We start from the raw sequence: 14,718 nt of genomic DNA on the forward strand, positions 1-14,718 counted from the left end.
TGGCAAAGCTACAGTTGATAAAAGAATTTTTAAAAGCTCAATGGTAATACTCTCAGTTGCGACTTTAGTGCAAGGTGAAAGTAGTTAGCCTTAAATGCTTGAATGTTCAGTTCCGCAATATTTACAATGAAACTTAGCTCTCTTGTTTGGATTCTTTCGTTAATACTTACTCCGTTCGGTTTTTTAGATTCACCGTTAGTTCTGCAAATCTGTTAATATTAGCTTTAGTGAATGCTTTTTATCTGGTTTGGAACATCTGTAATTTTTAAATCAGCGGTGTTTAGCAAGAGTTTTTCTTTGCCAGTGATTGTATGACCAAGGTCCAATTTGCCCATAAATTCAGTAGGATTATTTTGAAAACTTAAAATCTCATCAGTTGTTGGTTGTCGCTTTAAGAAAAATGTTAAAATTTCCTGAGGAGAATACTGATTTGCATTAGCTTGAACTTGTGCATTGCTTGAATTTGTGATTAATGATTGAATATCTGCTATTAATTTTGTCGTGTCTTTATTTGAAGCTCTAAATATTTGAGTCAATTGTCTTGCCACGAAGTATTCTTTTGATTCCTCGTTATTTTCGGCGTAAAAACTACCTCCAATATTAACAACTGGCGATGTAATTTTTCCGTCGCCCTCACTCTTCGAATAAATTCTTGCATAATATTGAACAACATGCATACCTGTGCATAAAAAAATACCTTTAGCATTTGTCAAATCAAACAACTCGTTTATCTCTTTGCCTATTTTTCTTAAGTCAGAAAATTTCGGTTTTATTTGAGATGTACCATCTATGGAAATTGAGAAATCAGAAAACTGATCCATTGTAAGTCCGGCAGTAATTTTAGCAAATGGCGCACCTCCATCTCCCTGTAAAGTCGTTCCTTTTGATATAAACTTTTTATAAAGAACATCTTTCTCTTTTGATATTAGCGTGGGTTCTATTTTATAATCAGATAATAAAATTGCTCCTTGTGGTTTGAGCTGATTTGTCGAATCTAATATCCAGATTGTACCTAATTGCCCAAGTATGTCACTTTTATATTTTGTACCATTTAAGTCAACCCTCCAACCTTCTTCCCCAATTTTTATTTCTTTTGGCTGTTCTTCTGGAGTGATCACTTCGTCTATCTCAATATTCGAAATTCTATTGAGCCTAGTTTTAATAGTTTCTTTTTCCTTTTTTTCATTTAGTACTTCCTGCTCAGCTTGCGTCTTTTCACTTGTCAGTTTTGCAATTTGAGCTTTCAACTCTTTTTTGCTTTGTCCATAACTGCATAGTCCAAATAAGGTGAAAATAATAAAAATTGAACTTCTCATATTGGTATTTGATTTGATTAAGGCGTTTTTAAAATTATTCCCAACGTTGCTGCGTTGGCAATTTGGCGGTGTTCTGTATTTCGTCAGCCGCAGCCACTGTTGTTATATTTTTGTCATTAAAAACAAATAAATGTTATAGTAAGCTATGGCGACGAAAATAATTTTAGCGATAAAAAACAACCAGGTAAGGAACGGTATGTAATTTGGAACTTTCACATCAGCAATCTCTGCGTCAGTCAGCTTGCCTTCATCAAATCTTTTTGCTTTAATTGAATAAATTATATAAATATTTATAGCTCGCCATACATACTGAAACAGGTCTAATAATAAACCGATAACTACAAACTTCAATGGTAACACTAACTCTTTTGGAATTATGTTATGCGTCAGATCTGTATTCTTGAAAATCCATATAATTCCAATTGCAGCAAGTGCAAGATTTCTAACTAAATCGCTTATTTTTCCGGTGTCGTCATGAAAGTCTTCCAGCCAGTCTTTCAGAGGCTTTTTAATATCTTCACTCTGTCCCATATTTATGCTTTTTTAGGTCCGCCACTTCTTGAACCACCTCGTTTAGAAGAACCAATAGTTTTCTTTGGTGCACTTTCACGAATTGTTGTTTCCGGATGTTTTTTTGAATAGTCCTTTGAAACATATTTTCCCGTCTTTTTACTACGGTATATTCCTTTTTCAGAACTTTTTTCAGTTTTTTTGTTCTTGTCTTTAGCCATAATACGTAGTTAAGGTTTCGTCAATAATAGCTGCAAACACATATAAGGTATTTGAGAAGTCTACTAAAAAGCCTAATTCTATCGGCGTTCGCTTGTCGATATACTTTTGTCTTAACCGAAGCTTCTACACCTGTTGTTAGAAATAAAGTATTTTTCATCTTTGCCTGCAGCAACTCTTTTTGGTAAGCAGTTGAGTTTCTTTTATCTTATGCACTAAGATAAAGTAAGTTTTGTATTTTTTTATAAAATATTTTTGGTGGTGTCCCTTCTATCAGTAAAGGGGTAATTACGGTAAGCTGCAGTTAGGGGTATAGCTACTGGCTACACTTCATCAGCCGGTTCGAATATACAAGCTCTTACTCTTAGCACGAGCGGTTTCCGATTGCAAAAGAGACATTTTAACTGCTTAGTCCCTTGCTTGATTAGAAGCCGCACCATACAAGGTATTTGTATTATGGGCTGTAATGGTGCGACTTCAAAGTATGTCTGATTGTTTTGAGTGTTTTTGCTCACCCCCTGTTATCCAGGTAGCCATAGTGCCTGACGCCGGTAAATCGACTTCTACGCTGCGCTTTTTTGTATTATTTGATGCTATTTGTACTTTAAGCAATACAAATGCGCTGCACAGGACATTCTTAATTTAGCCATCTAAAAGATAAAGTCATTTTTAGTATTAGAAAATTTATAGTTTTAGCTTTATGCTTTAATATAAACTACTAAGTAATTGTAAGATCGAAAAGACCCTCAAATAATGAAAATCCCTCGTTCTGTTATCACCCGACTTAATTTTAGGTATGCTTCAGCCGTTGACGTACATGGTAAGCTACCCAATGAATCCAGAGCTATATCCGATAATGTAAGGGTATTTATAGATCGTGAAATCCGCAAAGGGAGTGCGATCAGCCTGGTTGATTTTGACATCGGGCTTTCTGAAAAGACCTTCTGGGATATCGAACATTTTGAAAGCTTCTGCGAAAACATCTATTTTACTTTTAAACCAGGTTTTATTACCAAGCTTATCCGCCTATTGCCAGATATCGACCAAGAGGATATCCATCATTTTTATCAGCTATTAAAAACTCGTCCTGTTGCCTATACTAATGCGATTGACCATCCGGAAGACCCTTACCTGCATTTTATTGGAAAAAAGATTCAAAGCCTTGAGAAAACTGAAATTTTTAAAGAGGTAATTCGGCTAGATAAAGCAAACCGCCAAAAGCTGCTTAATGCCCTCCAACAACACAAACTGGCCTTTAAAAACGAAGAGGTACCATCTCAACCATTACCGACATTTTCTTTTAGTGAGGTATTGCAGCCGATTGGCGACAGCGTTGCCTCCACAAAATCCTTTATCCAGCAACAGCTTAAAGCAGCAGAAATACCCTTTGAGCTAATCATGTCCAAACCGATTTTAAAAACAAGGACAAATAAAAATCCAGATGGTTTTAATGGTGCGCTTGCAGCTATGATTACTGTATTTAAAGACCTGGGATATTTTAAACCCGGACTGACTTTTTCAGAAATCCTCGACGCGTACCTTCAGGAAACCGGCAACACCATCGGCAAACTATCGGCTTACAAGAGAAATTACTTTAGGGACAACTACTATTTACAATATAAAAAGTCGCTGGAAGAACTGGAAATCAAAAAATTAGCGGCACAGTCCTGACTTCCCTGATTTTCCAACCTCACCAGCTCGCTCTGGGGCCGTGTGCGAACTATTTTGCACTCATCGATCACTATAAAAATTTTAAAGATGAGTGTAATCAACCCCTTTGACGACATTAATGACAAACTGGATCAGATCCAAAAATCCCTGATTGCCTGGTTTTCCAGGCAGGAAGATCAGGCTAAAAATCAACAGCCAAGAACCTATAGCGAAGATTTTCTAACGCTACCAGAGGTAGCAGTAATACTTAAAAAGCCGATCGGCACTATTAGGAGGTATGTCCATTACCGGGGACTTCCTGCTAAACGGTTAGGTAAGCCCTACCTGGTAAAACGACAAGACCTTAAAACCTGGCTTGAAAAATGGCAGGCCGAAGAAAACCCTCCAGCTACGCCACCCAAAGATGGATACAGCAAAATGCTGGAACACAGGAAGCGCTATGCAAAATAGGTCTGGCTTCTGTTCCCCCCTTCTTCCTTTACAAATAAAACATCCTTATGAATATCGAAGACATCAAACAAATCCCACTAATAGACTTTCTGGCTGCTCTTGGCCACCAGCCTGAGAAAATAGCCGGTAAAGAGTATTGGTATAAAAGTCCTTTTAGAAAAGAAAACACCGCCTCCTTTTCCGTTAACATTCAAAAAAACGTGTGGATTGACTTTGGAACAGGTGAAGGCGGTGGTATTTTTCAGTTAGCTGAAAAAATATACAATGAGCATAGTATTGCCCGATTAATCTCCTTAATTAAAAATGTTGCACGTGGGCCTTTTTCTATTCTGGAACCCGATTTTTCAAAAAATACAGCAAACCATAGTCCGATAAGTATTATCAAAGTGCTGGACATCAGCCATCCAAACCTGGTGGACTATCTTAAGAAAAGATCGATTGATTTGAAGGTAGCAAAATTGTACTGTAAAGAAGTTCATTACCTGATTGATCAAAATAGTTATTACGCGATTGGTTTTGAAAATAACTCCGGTGGTTGGGAATTGCGCAATCCCAACATTAAAAACGGGATGGCACCTAAAGATATCACGCATTTAAAAAGCAATTACACAACCTCTCAGCTCACCATTTTTGAAGGGTTCTTTGATTTTCTATCTTTTAAACAATTACAGGCATCCGGCAGACTATCGCCAGGTATAGATCCTTTAGAAAAATTACTAAAAGAAAATTCTGATTACCTGATTTTAAACTCAACGGCTTTTTTAAAAAAATCACTGCCTCTGATTCGGCAGTATCCCAAAGCTAATCTGTTTTTAGATAATGATCTAACGGGCCACAGTGCTGCCAGTACGATAACATCATCGGTAGAAAAAGCGGTCAACTATGCCGTTTTATATCCTGATTGTAAAGATATGAACGATTGGCTTATCCAGCAGCGGGCGTTAGAAAAGTCGACTAACCAAATCCTTGAAGAAGACATAAGGCCGAAAAGATACCGAGGCCTTGGCCGATAGGGTTAAATCTAATAAGGATAATTGCAGCTTGCCCTTTTTTTCACTTACTTATTTAATAAAGAACTTAATAAACAGATCATGAAAACATTTCAATTTAATATCCAGGCCAAAGGAGGTGCAGGCAAATCCATGCTTACTTATCTACAGGCGCTAAAGCAGCAGGCAAATGATCGAGCCTATTTTGTGGACTTTGACAGCTCAGTAAAATCAAGCTGCCAGCAGTTAAAATTTCTGCAAGGCAAAAAACCTTCACGCTTCGCTACGATGAGTTTACTGGATACCCGGGAAAAGCTTGACCGGCAACTGCTTTTTGAAAATCTTTTCGAGCTTGCTCAAAAGGATTATGACTGTTATTACCTGGACTTTGGAGCACCAGAGAGTGATCAGCTACCCTCGCTATTCTCTAAAGACTATACCATCGAAGAATTTAAATTAGTCCAGGATCAGCTTACTGCGCAGTTTATTTTTAATGTGGTAATTGCCGGAGGCAGCGCTTATGAGCCTTGCACCCAATACCTGCAAAAAATAGTTTTGCTAAATAAAGGCGTTTTTGAAATTAACCTCTATCCCAATGAAAACAGTTTTACCGCTACTCCACAACTTTTAGAAGAACTGGCTGCTTTTCAAGCCGTGAAGGGAAACAAGATAAACACACTAAAACCTTTTGGTGATTTTGATAGCACTACTGCCCCGCATAAAAACATCCTTCAAAAAATAAGCGAGGGAAAAGGACTGGAAGCCTACCAGTTTATCGAGAAAATAAAAATTCAAAAAGAAATATCAAAAATATAAGCGATGAAAGAACCTCCATTTAATTTTAAGAAGATCAGGGCAGATATCTCTTTGCATTACGGCATTGACCTGGATGAGACTTCGCTGACCATTCTTGTCATCCTGCACCAGGAAATAAAACGCCAGTTTGTAAAAATTACTACCTCCCAGGATGAGATGGCCGCTCAGATACAACAATCCAAAAAATCATTGCAGGTAGATTACAACCATCCACGCTGGCAGGCATTCTGGCACGGTATGGGTCAGTGGGGGTTGGGGCTTTGCGTGACAGTTCTTTTTGCCGCTGTCGTATTTTTTATCGATGTTAAAAAAACACGGGAACAAAAGGAGCTGCTACAATTAGAGCGCAACTGGTATAAAGCACAGTATGATTCCGTGCAGGCTTTAGATAAAAAAGGGCAGGAACAACGAAACTCAAAAAAGGCTTCTTCAAAGAGAAAATAACAACGCCATGTATAAAGACTTTCTTCGAAAAGATTTACAAAATAGTAGCTATGGTGTTTACCGTAAAATACTTGAGGTCTACCGGGAGCAGTTGGCTTTTTTAGAAACCCCGGCTCGATTTAGAAGGTGGCTGGCTGTCGAGCTGGAAATACCCATAGAACAGATTAACCTGAGCAGCCTGAGCTCAGCGCTACAATACCGTAGAAAAAAAGAGAAAGCCCTTAAACCTGATCAGCAGCAGGAATCTAAATCCGCTTCGCCTAACAACAAAGAATGCAACAGCAGCAGTTTTACCTTCTCCAATCCCAGTTCCGAAGATAAAAGGCAGTCCCGAATTACTGAATTATAAAACTATCGTCAACATAAGCTTCAATACATGCATTTTAAGCTCCAATAAATCCTCTAAAAGCTTATATAGATATGAACAAGTTCAAACTCATAGCAATACGCGTAAATCAATGCATCCAGGTTCATTTAAGTTCGTTGGAGCTTATCAGCATATTTAAATTTTAAGGAGCCAGCTATGTTCTCGTGGGCTCGTAACCTCACCCCATCGAACATGCTGGCCCATTCATGACCGCTTTAGGGCGGCATTCATGGGGGCAGGCTTCGCCTGAATTAAAGATTAGACTTGACAAATAACCACCACAAGAACAAAGGAGGCCGTCCCAGGAAAGAGGAAAAGCGTAGCTATCGCTTGCGGGTGGCCTGCTCCGCAAAAGAGGTTGCGATCATTGAGTCAAAGGCAAGTGCGGTTGGGCTCACCCTTTCTGAGTTTTTACGGGAAGCAGCTTTGAATAGTCAGGTTGTTAGTCGACAGAATACATTACCCAAAGAAGTGTTGAGTTTTACCGCCCAGCTCAACCATCTGGCGGCCAATATGAACTCCCTGGCGTATAAAAATAATGCAGCACAAACGTTTAGTGTTTTTGAACGAACCGAATTAAAACAGCTTGTGCTAGAGGTAAAGCAATTAGCTGCCGCTATTAAAACCTTTTTGAAATGATAGGTAAAGCAATTATCGGCAAAAGTTTTGGCGGATGTATCCGCTACTGCCTGGAGGATAAAAAAACGAAGTTGGATAAAGATCAAAGTGTGATGCTAAACCGGGCAGAGGTATTGCTTTTTAATAAATGCTTCGGTAATAAAAAAGAACTGGTGCAACAGTTTAATGAAGTGTGCAAACTAAATCCTAAACAATCCAAACCCGTGTTTCATTTTACTTTGAGTATGGCTCCGGGAGAACAGCTAACAAAAGCTCAAATGATTGATGTTGCATTGGATTGTGCTCAAAGTTTTGATTTTGCCGAAAACCAGTTTATTGCCGTGGAACATACAGATACCCAACATCAGCATTTACATATCATCGCCAACCGTATCGGCTTTGCCGGTAAAACCAATGTACCAGATAGTAACAGCTATAAACGCCTGGCTCAGTTCTGCCGGAAAATGGAACAGAAATACAAATTGCAGCAGGTATTAAGTCCGAGGCGATTTTTGTCAAAAGATCAGCAGCAACTCCCTCGAAACGACCAGCGAAAGCAGCAACTTAAAACGCAGCTAAAACAGATGTTGCAATCATCAAATACCTTTGAAGGTCTTCTGCAAAAAGCCAAAGCACAGGGTATTGAAATTATCAAAGGCAGAGGCATATCTTTTATAGATGAAAAGGGTGTAAAAGTGAAAGGTAGCGAGATCGGCCTTTCACTGCAAACTGTACAAAAACAAATTGAGAAAAATAATCTGGCAAAAGAGCAAAAGCGAGAAAATGCTCCGGAAGTAGTGTCTAAAAGGCGGCAATTAAGATTATGAAAAGGAAGTAGATCTATTCTTTTTCGAGTAGCTCTAAAAGTCGCCAGGCGGCGTAAAATAACTTCTGAATACGATTATAGGATTCCAGTAGATCCGACAGTTCAACCTCCTCTGCCGCTGAAAAATTAGAGATACAGGCGCTTGAAAGGGCTGTCAACGTTTTTTTCCAATGTGATAGAGGTTGATAATCAAAGAACCTTTTAAAATAAATCAATGGATTATTGAACTCGGCAGCATTGAGCGGCATCGGCATAAACTGTATAGAAATCGCAGTGGCGTGCCTTTTTTTTAACTGGTATTTCTTTGATTTATCATGAATAAGATAAGCAGCTTCAATGAGTAGTTCAAGTTTTTCTCCGTAATAGGCGGCATTACCGGGACTGCCATTATTCCAGTTGAAATGATCGTTTAATGCAGCCCGGCAAAAATCATTAAATGCTTCAATATGTCCTTTTGGTTCATCGAATTCAAAATGATCTTTCAAAATCCTGATCGGGTCTGCTTTCAGCGGGTTGCATTTATAATAGCTGGCAGTTTTATTTAAGAAGCAGCCTAAGTACAAATAGTCTTGCTTATTCATAGTTAGTCGGTTGATTGTTACAAATTAAGTTACCGGGGAATGCAGTAATTATTCTACCAGCCTGATCGCTTATCACGGTAATGATATTTGTAGTTGTACCGTCACGATCATAGCCGATCGTATCCTGCGCTGACCATACCCTTTGTACGTGAGGGCTTTGGGGTATGGCCGTGGGCACCTCAGAAAAGGCATCACGAATATGAGAAACTATAGTAGGAATACCGATTGTGAATTTCCCTGTTGACGGATGCCGCGAAATCTTGTAATAATGGCGTTCAATAATATGGGACAAAGCTGAAGGACTTAGATACCAGCTATTGCGAAGCAGCTTTCTGTGATTTTTAAATGGCAGCAGATAGATATGGTTTTCGTGCTGCTGTTTAATCCATTGCTCCGTATCACTCAATAAAAATAGAATGCGCAGCCATTGGGATTCGCTAAAATGATTTGGTAAACGCTCGACAGATGTAGAGGGATTGTTCATGTCGTAGAATTATGTTTAAAATTCTACCCACAAAAAAGACGTGGGTTAGTCCATATTGCTACTGAAGGGCTACGACACCCCTGATCGCGAATAAGAACGCCCACGTCCAGACCTTAAATATAAGGAGAGCGTGAGCGATTTACCTTATTTTCTCGCGATCAGTTGAAAGGTCGTAGTTTTCAGCAGCGAGAATAAAGCAAATGCGCTTTTATGATTGTGCTTAAATTAATTAATATCCCAGAGAATGTTTTTTACTAAAAGTATAGAAAAACACACCAAAGGTATAGAATAAATTGTCATTATATTGGATTTAGTCTATTTTTTTTACTCTTTTATATCTTTCGACTTAACATTAGTATAGAAAAAGTTAATAAACAATGACAAAACTTGGGTTATATCTAGCTCAAAAATCTGTGAACAAAGCAGAAGTGGCCAGAAAAACGGGGTTGACGAAGGCACGAATGAATGAACTAACTTTAAACGAAAGGAGTCATTTAAGAGCTGAAGAACTTTGTCTTATTGCTCAAGCTATAGATATTCAGCCTTGCGAATTGCTAGAAGCCTTGTATGGAAAATTGAAATTACAACGCAAAAACTAAATTTGTCTTATCTGACCATTTATTAGTTCGGATTTAAATTACAAGCGGGGGGCTATGAGTGACAAAATTTAATTTCCGGCAAATCGAATTCATAATAGTGCTTGACGTTTTAGGGCAAATTTTTTAGAATAATGCTACGGTAAAGTTACCCGATCACAAGTATAAAAACGGACTGGGTTTTTTAACATCCAATCAAATTCAAATTATAACCGACCATGACATTCCTCGAATTGGCTGAAAAAATTTTAAATGAAGAAGAAAAGCCCCTTACAACGATCGAGATATGGAATATTGCAACAAAAAAAGGATATCATAAACTTTTAAAGACTCAAGGGAAAACTCCTTGGTCGACATTAGGTGCGCAAATTTATGTTAGTGCAAAGGATAATCTGAAGTCAATTTTCGGAAAGACGGATTCAAGGCCCAAAAAATTCTTCCTCAAATCTATGGCAGATAAAATTGACCTTCAAGACAATACAATCCCCTTAGATATTGTGCAGACAAAACTGAGGAAATATGATGTATTAGAAAAAGACTTACACAAATACCTCTCATATTATGCATACTATCATTTAAATTGTTATACAAAAACCATTAACCATAAAAATTCAAGTAAAAAGGAGTTTGGAAAATGGGTGCATCCAGATATGGTTGGGTGTTATTTTAGAATGGATGACTGGAAGAAAGAAGTATACGATTTCAGCAGTTCGATAGGGGTGCGAGGTATCGTGTTGTATTCATTCGAAATAAAGCGCGAGCTCTCTTTTGCAAATCTAAGAGAGAGCTTTTTCCAATGTGTTTCTAATTCTTCCTGGGCAAATGAGTCATATCTAGTGGCCACAAGAATTTCGGACAACGAAGAATTTCATATTGAACTCTCAAGGTTATGTACATCGTTTGGAATAGGAGTAATTGAGCTGAATATGGAAGATCCTGATTCGTCAGAAATTATATTACCGGCAAAATATAAAATCGATTTGGATTTTGAAACCATTAATAAGCTGGCTATGAACAGTGATTTCAAAGAATTTTTAGAAACAGTAAAAATTGATTTGTCGAGTAAAAAAATTCATAAGAAAGAATATGATATAGTAGACAGTGTTGAAAATTTAAGGAAGGGTTGATGCGTTTGTAATTAATTTAGGCAATATCTTGAAGAACGAGAAACTCACAAGGAAAGAAATCATTGATAACCGCTTAAAACAAGCAGGTTGGAATGTTACTGACCGAACTCTAGTAATTGAGGAGTATTTCATTACTATAGACAATAATGTTGTTAACGAGCCGAAAACTACATACAGCACAGAATTTAGCGACTATGTTTTATTGGGCAAGGACGGCAAACCACTTGCAGTTGTTGAAGCAAAAAAATCATCAGTTGACGCAAGAATTGGTGAAGAACAAGCAAAACAATACTCTTATAACATTCAAAAACAATTCAGTGGTGATTTACCGTTTTGTATGTATACTAACGGAATCGACATCCTTTTTTGGGACTTAGAAAATTATGCTCCTCGAAAAATATTTGCATTCCCGACACGGACGGACCTTGAAAGAATGGCTTTTATTCGCAAAAACAAAAAGCCATTAGCTGACGAACTAATCAATACCAACATTGCTGGCAGACCTTATCAAATACAAGCTATAAGAGCAGTTTTTGAAGCAATGGAAGAAAGGAAAAGAAAATTCCTCTTGATAATGGCGACAGGAACGGGTAAAACAAGGACTTGCATTGCAATGATTGACGGCTTAATGAGAGCAGGTTGGATTTCAAGAGTTTTATTTTTAGTTGACCGCATTGCTTTAAGAGACCAAGCAGTTGAAGCATTCAAAGATAATGCACCACAATATTCAGTTTGGCCACAAACAGGTGAAACTAAAATTGTAACTGATAGGCGAGTGTATGTTTCAACTTATCCTACAATGTTGAACATCATTGAGGAAGAAAATTTATCACCTCACTTTTTCGATTTGATTGTAATTGATGAAAGTCACCGCTCTATTTACAATGTTTATCAAAACATATTGAGTTACTTCAATTCTGTTATTCTTGGACTAACGGCTACTCCAACAGATGCAGTTGACCACAATACTTTTGAATTGTTTGACTGTGAAGATGGATTGCCAACTTTCGCATATACGTTTGAAGATGCGGTAAATAACAAACCGCCTTACTTGTCAAATTTTGAAGTGATGAAACTGACGACAAAGTTTCAGCAAGAAGGCATACACTTAAATACCATAAGTGAAGACGACCAAAAGAAATTGATTGCGGAAGGCAAAGACCCAACAGAAATAAATTTTGAAGGAACTGACATTGAAAAAGCAGTTACTAATAAGGGAACAAATGCTTTGATAGTTAGAGAATTTTGGGAGGAATGTGTAAAAGATCCGAATGGTGTTTTGCCTGGCAAAACCATTTTCTTTTGTATGACAATGAAACACGCCAGAAGAATCAAAGAAATTTTTGACCAATTCTATCCGCAAGGTGCCGGCGAAATTGCAAAGGTGATTGTTTCAGACGACCCAAGAGTTTACGGACAAGGTGGTTTGTTAGACCAATTTAAAAACAACGATTTTCCAAGAGTTGCGATAAGTGTTGATATGCTTGACACAGGAATTGACATTCCTGAATTGGTGAATTTGGTTTTTGCAAAACCAGTTTTCTCTTACACTAAATTTTGGCAGATGATTGGAAGAGGAACAAGGGTTCTCAATCCCAATGACAGAAGAAGCTGGTGCCACGAGAAAGATAAATTCTTAATCCTAGATTGTTGGGACAACTTTGAATATTTCAAACTCAACCCAAAAGGAAAAGAAATTAAATCTCCAACGGCTTTACCAATTCGGCTTTTTAAAATGCGCTTGGAAAAGTTGAAAGTTGCGAAGGAACGAAACAATGAAATTGCGGAATCTGAAAAACTGGAGTTGGAGAAACTCATAAACGCATTACCAAAACACAACGTAGTTGTTCAAGAAAATGCAACAGATTTGGAAAAGGTCTATGAACCTAAATTTTGGGAGAATCTGACAGATGACAAAATTGATTTTCTTGACCAAACCATAGCACCAATATTAAGAGCTCTATCTTCGGTTGATTTCAAAGCAATGCGATTTGAGAAAGACATTGTAGAATTTTCAGTAGCTCAATTAAACAACGAAAGCCAAGATATTGAAAATCTTAAAGAAATTATTGTTGAACAAATTACTGAATTGCCTTTAAATATTGGTGTTGTTGCCAAAGAGAAAGAGATAATAAACAAAGTTCTCAAAAACAGTTTTTGGGTAAATCCAACAGAAACCGACCTCAAAGAAGTTATTGATAAGGTAGCTCCATTAATGAGATACCGCCAACGCTTTGACGGAGGTGATGAGCAAGAAAGTCTGAATCTCAAAGATGTTACTTATAAAAAGGAAATGATTGAGTTTGGACCCGAAAATGAATTAGTAAGTGTAAGCCGATACAAAGAAATGGTTGAAGAAATGGTTCAGCAATTGGCTGACCAAAACCCAATTCTGAAAAAGATAAAGTCAGGTGAAGAAATATCAGAAGAAGAATTGAAAGAATTGGCTGAATTGATGAACGAAAGAGACCCTTTTGTAACAGAAAAATTGTTGCAAAGAGTTTATGTGAAATAGCTACGATTTAATCTGACAGTTGGGATTAACTTTAAAGTAACGACAAATTAAATGTTAACCCCAAAAAGTCAGATTATGAATCAAGAATCTAAATTAATCAAAACCAAGTTAGGATTGTTGCAATTGGCCCAACAACTGGGTAATGTATCTCAGGCATGCAAGATCATGGGTTACAGCCGTGATAGTTTTTATCGTTTAAAAGAGCTGTACGATGCGGGAGGTGATATGGCCCTACAGGAGATCAGCCGTCGCAAACCTATTCCCAAAAACCGGGTAGAACCTGCTGTTGAAGCAGCTGTTGTAAAAATTGCTTTTGAACAGCCTGCTTTTGGCCAGGTGCGAGCCAGTAATGAATTACGTAAACAAGGGATATTCATTTCTCCTGCCGGAGTTCGCTGTGTATGGCAGCGTAATGATCTGGAGGTTTTTGCCAAGCGTTTAAAGGCTCTTGAGGCTCGTGTAGCGCAGGAAGGCATTATTCTCTCAGAGGCACAGGTCATCGCACTGGAACGTAAAAAAGAGCAACGGGAAGCTCACGGTGAAATAGAAACTGAACATCCAGGCTATCTGGGCTCACAGGACACTTACTATGTTGGCAATATCAAGGGAGTCGGAAGAATCTACCAGCAGACCTTTATCGATACTTATAGCCGGGTAGCTTTTGCAAAACTGTACACCAGTAAGCATGCGATTACCTCAGCAGACATACTTAACGACAGAGTCTTGCCATTCTTCGACCAACAGCAAATCCCTCTACTTCGAATCCTGACGGATCGGGGAACCGAATACAACGGGAAGCCCGAGCATCACGAATTTGAATTATATCTGAACCTGGAGGACATAGCACATAGCAAAACGCAGGTGCGGCATCCCCAAAGCAATGGCATCTGCGAACGCCTGCACCGTACCATGCAGGAAGAATTTTATGCAGTGGCCTTTAGAAAGAAACTGTACGATAACTTAGAACATCTTCAACAGGATCTGGATCAATGGATGGAATACTATAATACTGAACGGCCTCACAGTGGCAGATATTGTTACGGTAAAACTCCCATGCAAACTTTTAAAGAATCTTTACCTTTAGCAAAACAGAAGTTTCTCAATGAAACTCACACAGCAGCTTAATAATTTAATCCGTTTCCCATGTTAAACGAAAAAGAAAATCCTCGACTGTCAGATTAAATAATAA

The 14,718-nt window shown here is 38.0% G+C and carries 17 protein-coding genes; 12 read left to right on the plus strand and 5 right to left on the minus strand.

Going from position 1 to position 14,718, the window contains the following annotated elements:
• Positions 1-224: 224 nt before the first annotated feature.
• The 3 genes from ABDK00_RS18155 to ABDK00_RS18165 form a co-directional block, all read right to left on the minus strand.
• Positions 225-1,316 (minus strand): hypothetical protein, encoded by a 1,092-nt coding sequence (locus ABDK00_RS18155; RefSeq protein WP_346239622.1) that lies wholly within the window; start codon positions 1,314-1,316, stop codon positions 225-227.
• 102 nt (positions 1,317-1,418) lie between these two features.
• A complete protein-coding gene (locus ABDK00_RS18160) occupies positions 1,419-1,847 on the minus strand; it encodes a hypothetical protein (RefSeq protein WP_346239621.1) in 429 nt (142 codons plus the stop codon).
• 2 nt (positions 1,848-1,849) lie between these two features.
• A complete protein-coding gene (locus ABDK00_RS18165; RefSeq protein ID WP_346239620.1) occupies positions 1,850-2,047 on the minus strand; it encodes a hypothetical protein in 198 nt (65 codons plus the stop codon).
• Between the two features lie 751 nt (positions 2,048-2,798).
• Between ABDK00_RS18165 and ABDK00_RS18170 the strand changes: the two genes are divergently transcribed.
• From ABDK00_RS18170 to ABDK00_RS18205, 8 genes are all read left to right on the plus strand, one after another.
• Positions 2,799-3,716: a hypothetical protein gene (locus tag ABDK00_RS18170; protein ID WP_346239619.1), complete on the plus strand. Its 918-nt coding sequence runs from the start codon at positions 2,799-2,801 to the stop codon at positions 3,714-3,716.
• Between the two features lie 87 nt (positions 3,717-3,803).
• Positions 3,804-4,166, plus strand: coding sequence for a helix-turn-helix domain-containing protein (locus ABDK00_RS18175; RefSeq protein WP_346239618.1), 363 nt, complete (start codon positions 3,804-3,806; stop codon positions 4,164-4,166).
• Positions 4,167-4,213: 47 nt separating this feature from the next.
• Positions 4,214-5,179: a toprim domain-containing protein gene (locus tag ABDK00_RS18180; protein WP_346239617.1), complete on the plus strand. Its 966-nt coding sequence runs from the start codon at positions 4,214-4,216 to the stop codon at positions 5,177-5,179.
• A gap of 78 nt (positions 5,180-5,257) precedes the next feature.
• Complete coding sequence (locus tag ABDK00_RS18185) at positions 5,258-5,971, plus strand: hypothetical protein (RefSeq protein WP_346239616.1); 714 nt, start codon at positions 5,258-5,260, stop codon at positions 5,969-5,971.
• A 3-nt stretch (positions 5,972-5,974) separates the two neighbouring features.
• Positions 5,975-6,415, plus strand: a complete 441-nt coding sequence (locus ABDK00_RS18190) for a hypothetical protein (protein WP_346239615.1) — start codon at positions 5,975-5,977, stop codon at positions 6,413-6,415.
• Positions 6,416-6,422: 7 nt separating this feature from the next.
• Positions 6,423-6,764 (plus strand): hypothetical protein, encoded by a 342-nt coding sequence (locus ABDK00_RS18195; RefSeq protein ID WP_346239614.1) that lies wholly within the window; start codon positions 6,423-6,425, stop codon positions 6,762-6,764.
• 282 nt (positions 6,765-7,046) lie between these two features.
• The gene (locus ABDK00_RS18200) at positions 7,047-7,421 is read left to right on the plus strand and encodes a plasmid mobilization protein (protein ID WP_346239613.1); all 375 of its coding nucleotides are present in this window, start codon (positions 7,047-7,049) and stop codon (positions 7,419-7,421) included.
• Positions 7,418-8,227: a relaxase/mobilization nuclease domain-containing protein gene (locus ABDK00_RS18205; protein WP_346239612.1), complete on the plus strand. Its 810-nt coding sequence runs from the start codon at positions 7,418-7,420 to the stop codon at positions 8,225-8,227. The genes ABDK00_RS18200 and ABDK00_RS18205 overlap by 4 nt, the downstream gene beginning before the upstream one ends.
• A gap of 13 nt (positions 8,228-8,240) precedes the next feature.
• Here the strand turns inward: ABDK00_RS18205 and ABDK00_RS18210 are convergent, their stop codons facing one another.
• Positions 8,241-8,807 (minus strand): hypothetical protein, encoded by a 567-nt coding sequence (locus tag ABDK00_RS18210; protein ID WP_346239611.1) that lies wholly within the window; start codon positions 8,805-8,807, stop codon positions 8,241-8,243.
• Positions 8,800-9,291 carry a hypothetical protein gene (locus tag ABDK00_RS18215; protein WP_346239610.1) on the minus strand — a complete coding sequence of 164 codons (492 nt, stop codon included), beginning with the start codon at positions 9,289-9,291 and terminating at the stop codon, positions 8,800-8,802. The genes ABDK00_RS18210 and ABDK00_RS18215 overlap by 8 nt, the downstream gene beginning before the upstream one ends.
• Before the next feature lie 377 nt (positions 9,292-9,668).
• Between ABDK00_RS18215 and ABDK00_RS18220 the strand changes: the two genes are divergently transcribed.
• The 4 genes from ABDK00_RS18220 (at position 9,669) to ABDK00_RS18235 (ending at position 14,654) form a co-directional block, all read left to right on the plus strand.
• A complete protein-coding gene (locus ABDK00_RS18220; protein ID WP_346239609.1) occupies positions 9,669-9,890 on the plus strand; it encodes a helix-turn-helix transcriptional regulator in 222 nt (73 codons plus the stop codon).
• 215 nt (positions 9,891-10,105) lie between these two features.
• Entirely contained in the window at positions 10,106-11,014 is a 909-nt protein-coding gene (locus tag ABDK00_RS18225) for a COG2958 family protein (protein WP_346239608.1), read from the plus strand.
• A gap of 28 nt (positions 11,015-11,042) precedes the next feature.
• The gene (locus ABDK00_RS18230; protein WP_346239607.1) at positions 11,043-13,529 is read left to right on the plus strand and encodes a DEAD/DEAH box helicase family protein; all 2,487 of its coding nucleotides are present in this window, start codon (positions 11,043-11,045) and stop codon (positions 13,527-13,529) included.
• Positions 13,530-13,604: 75 nt separating this feature from the next.
• Complete coding sequence (locus ABDK00_RS18235; protein ID WP_346239624.1) at positions 13,605-14,654, plus strand: IS481 family transposase; 1,050 nt, start codon at positions 13,605-13,607, stop codon at positions 14,652-14,654.
• The last annotated feature ends 64 nt before the right edge of the window (positions 14,655-14,718 follow it).

Origin of the sequence: Niabella insulisoli (genome assembly GCF_039652435.2) — a bacterium.
In the GTDB taxonomy this organism is placed as follows: domain Bacteria; phylum Bacteroidota; class Bacteroidia; order Chitinophagales; family Chitinophagaceae; genus Niabella; species Niabella insulamsoli.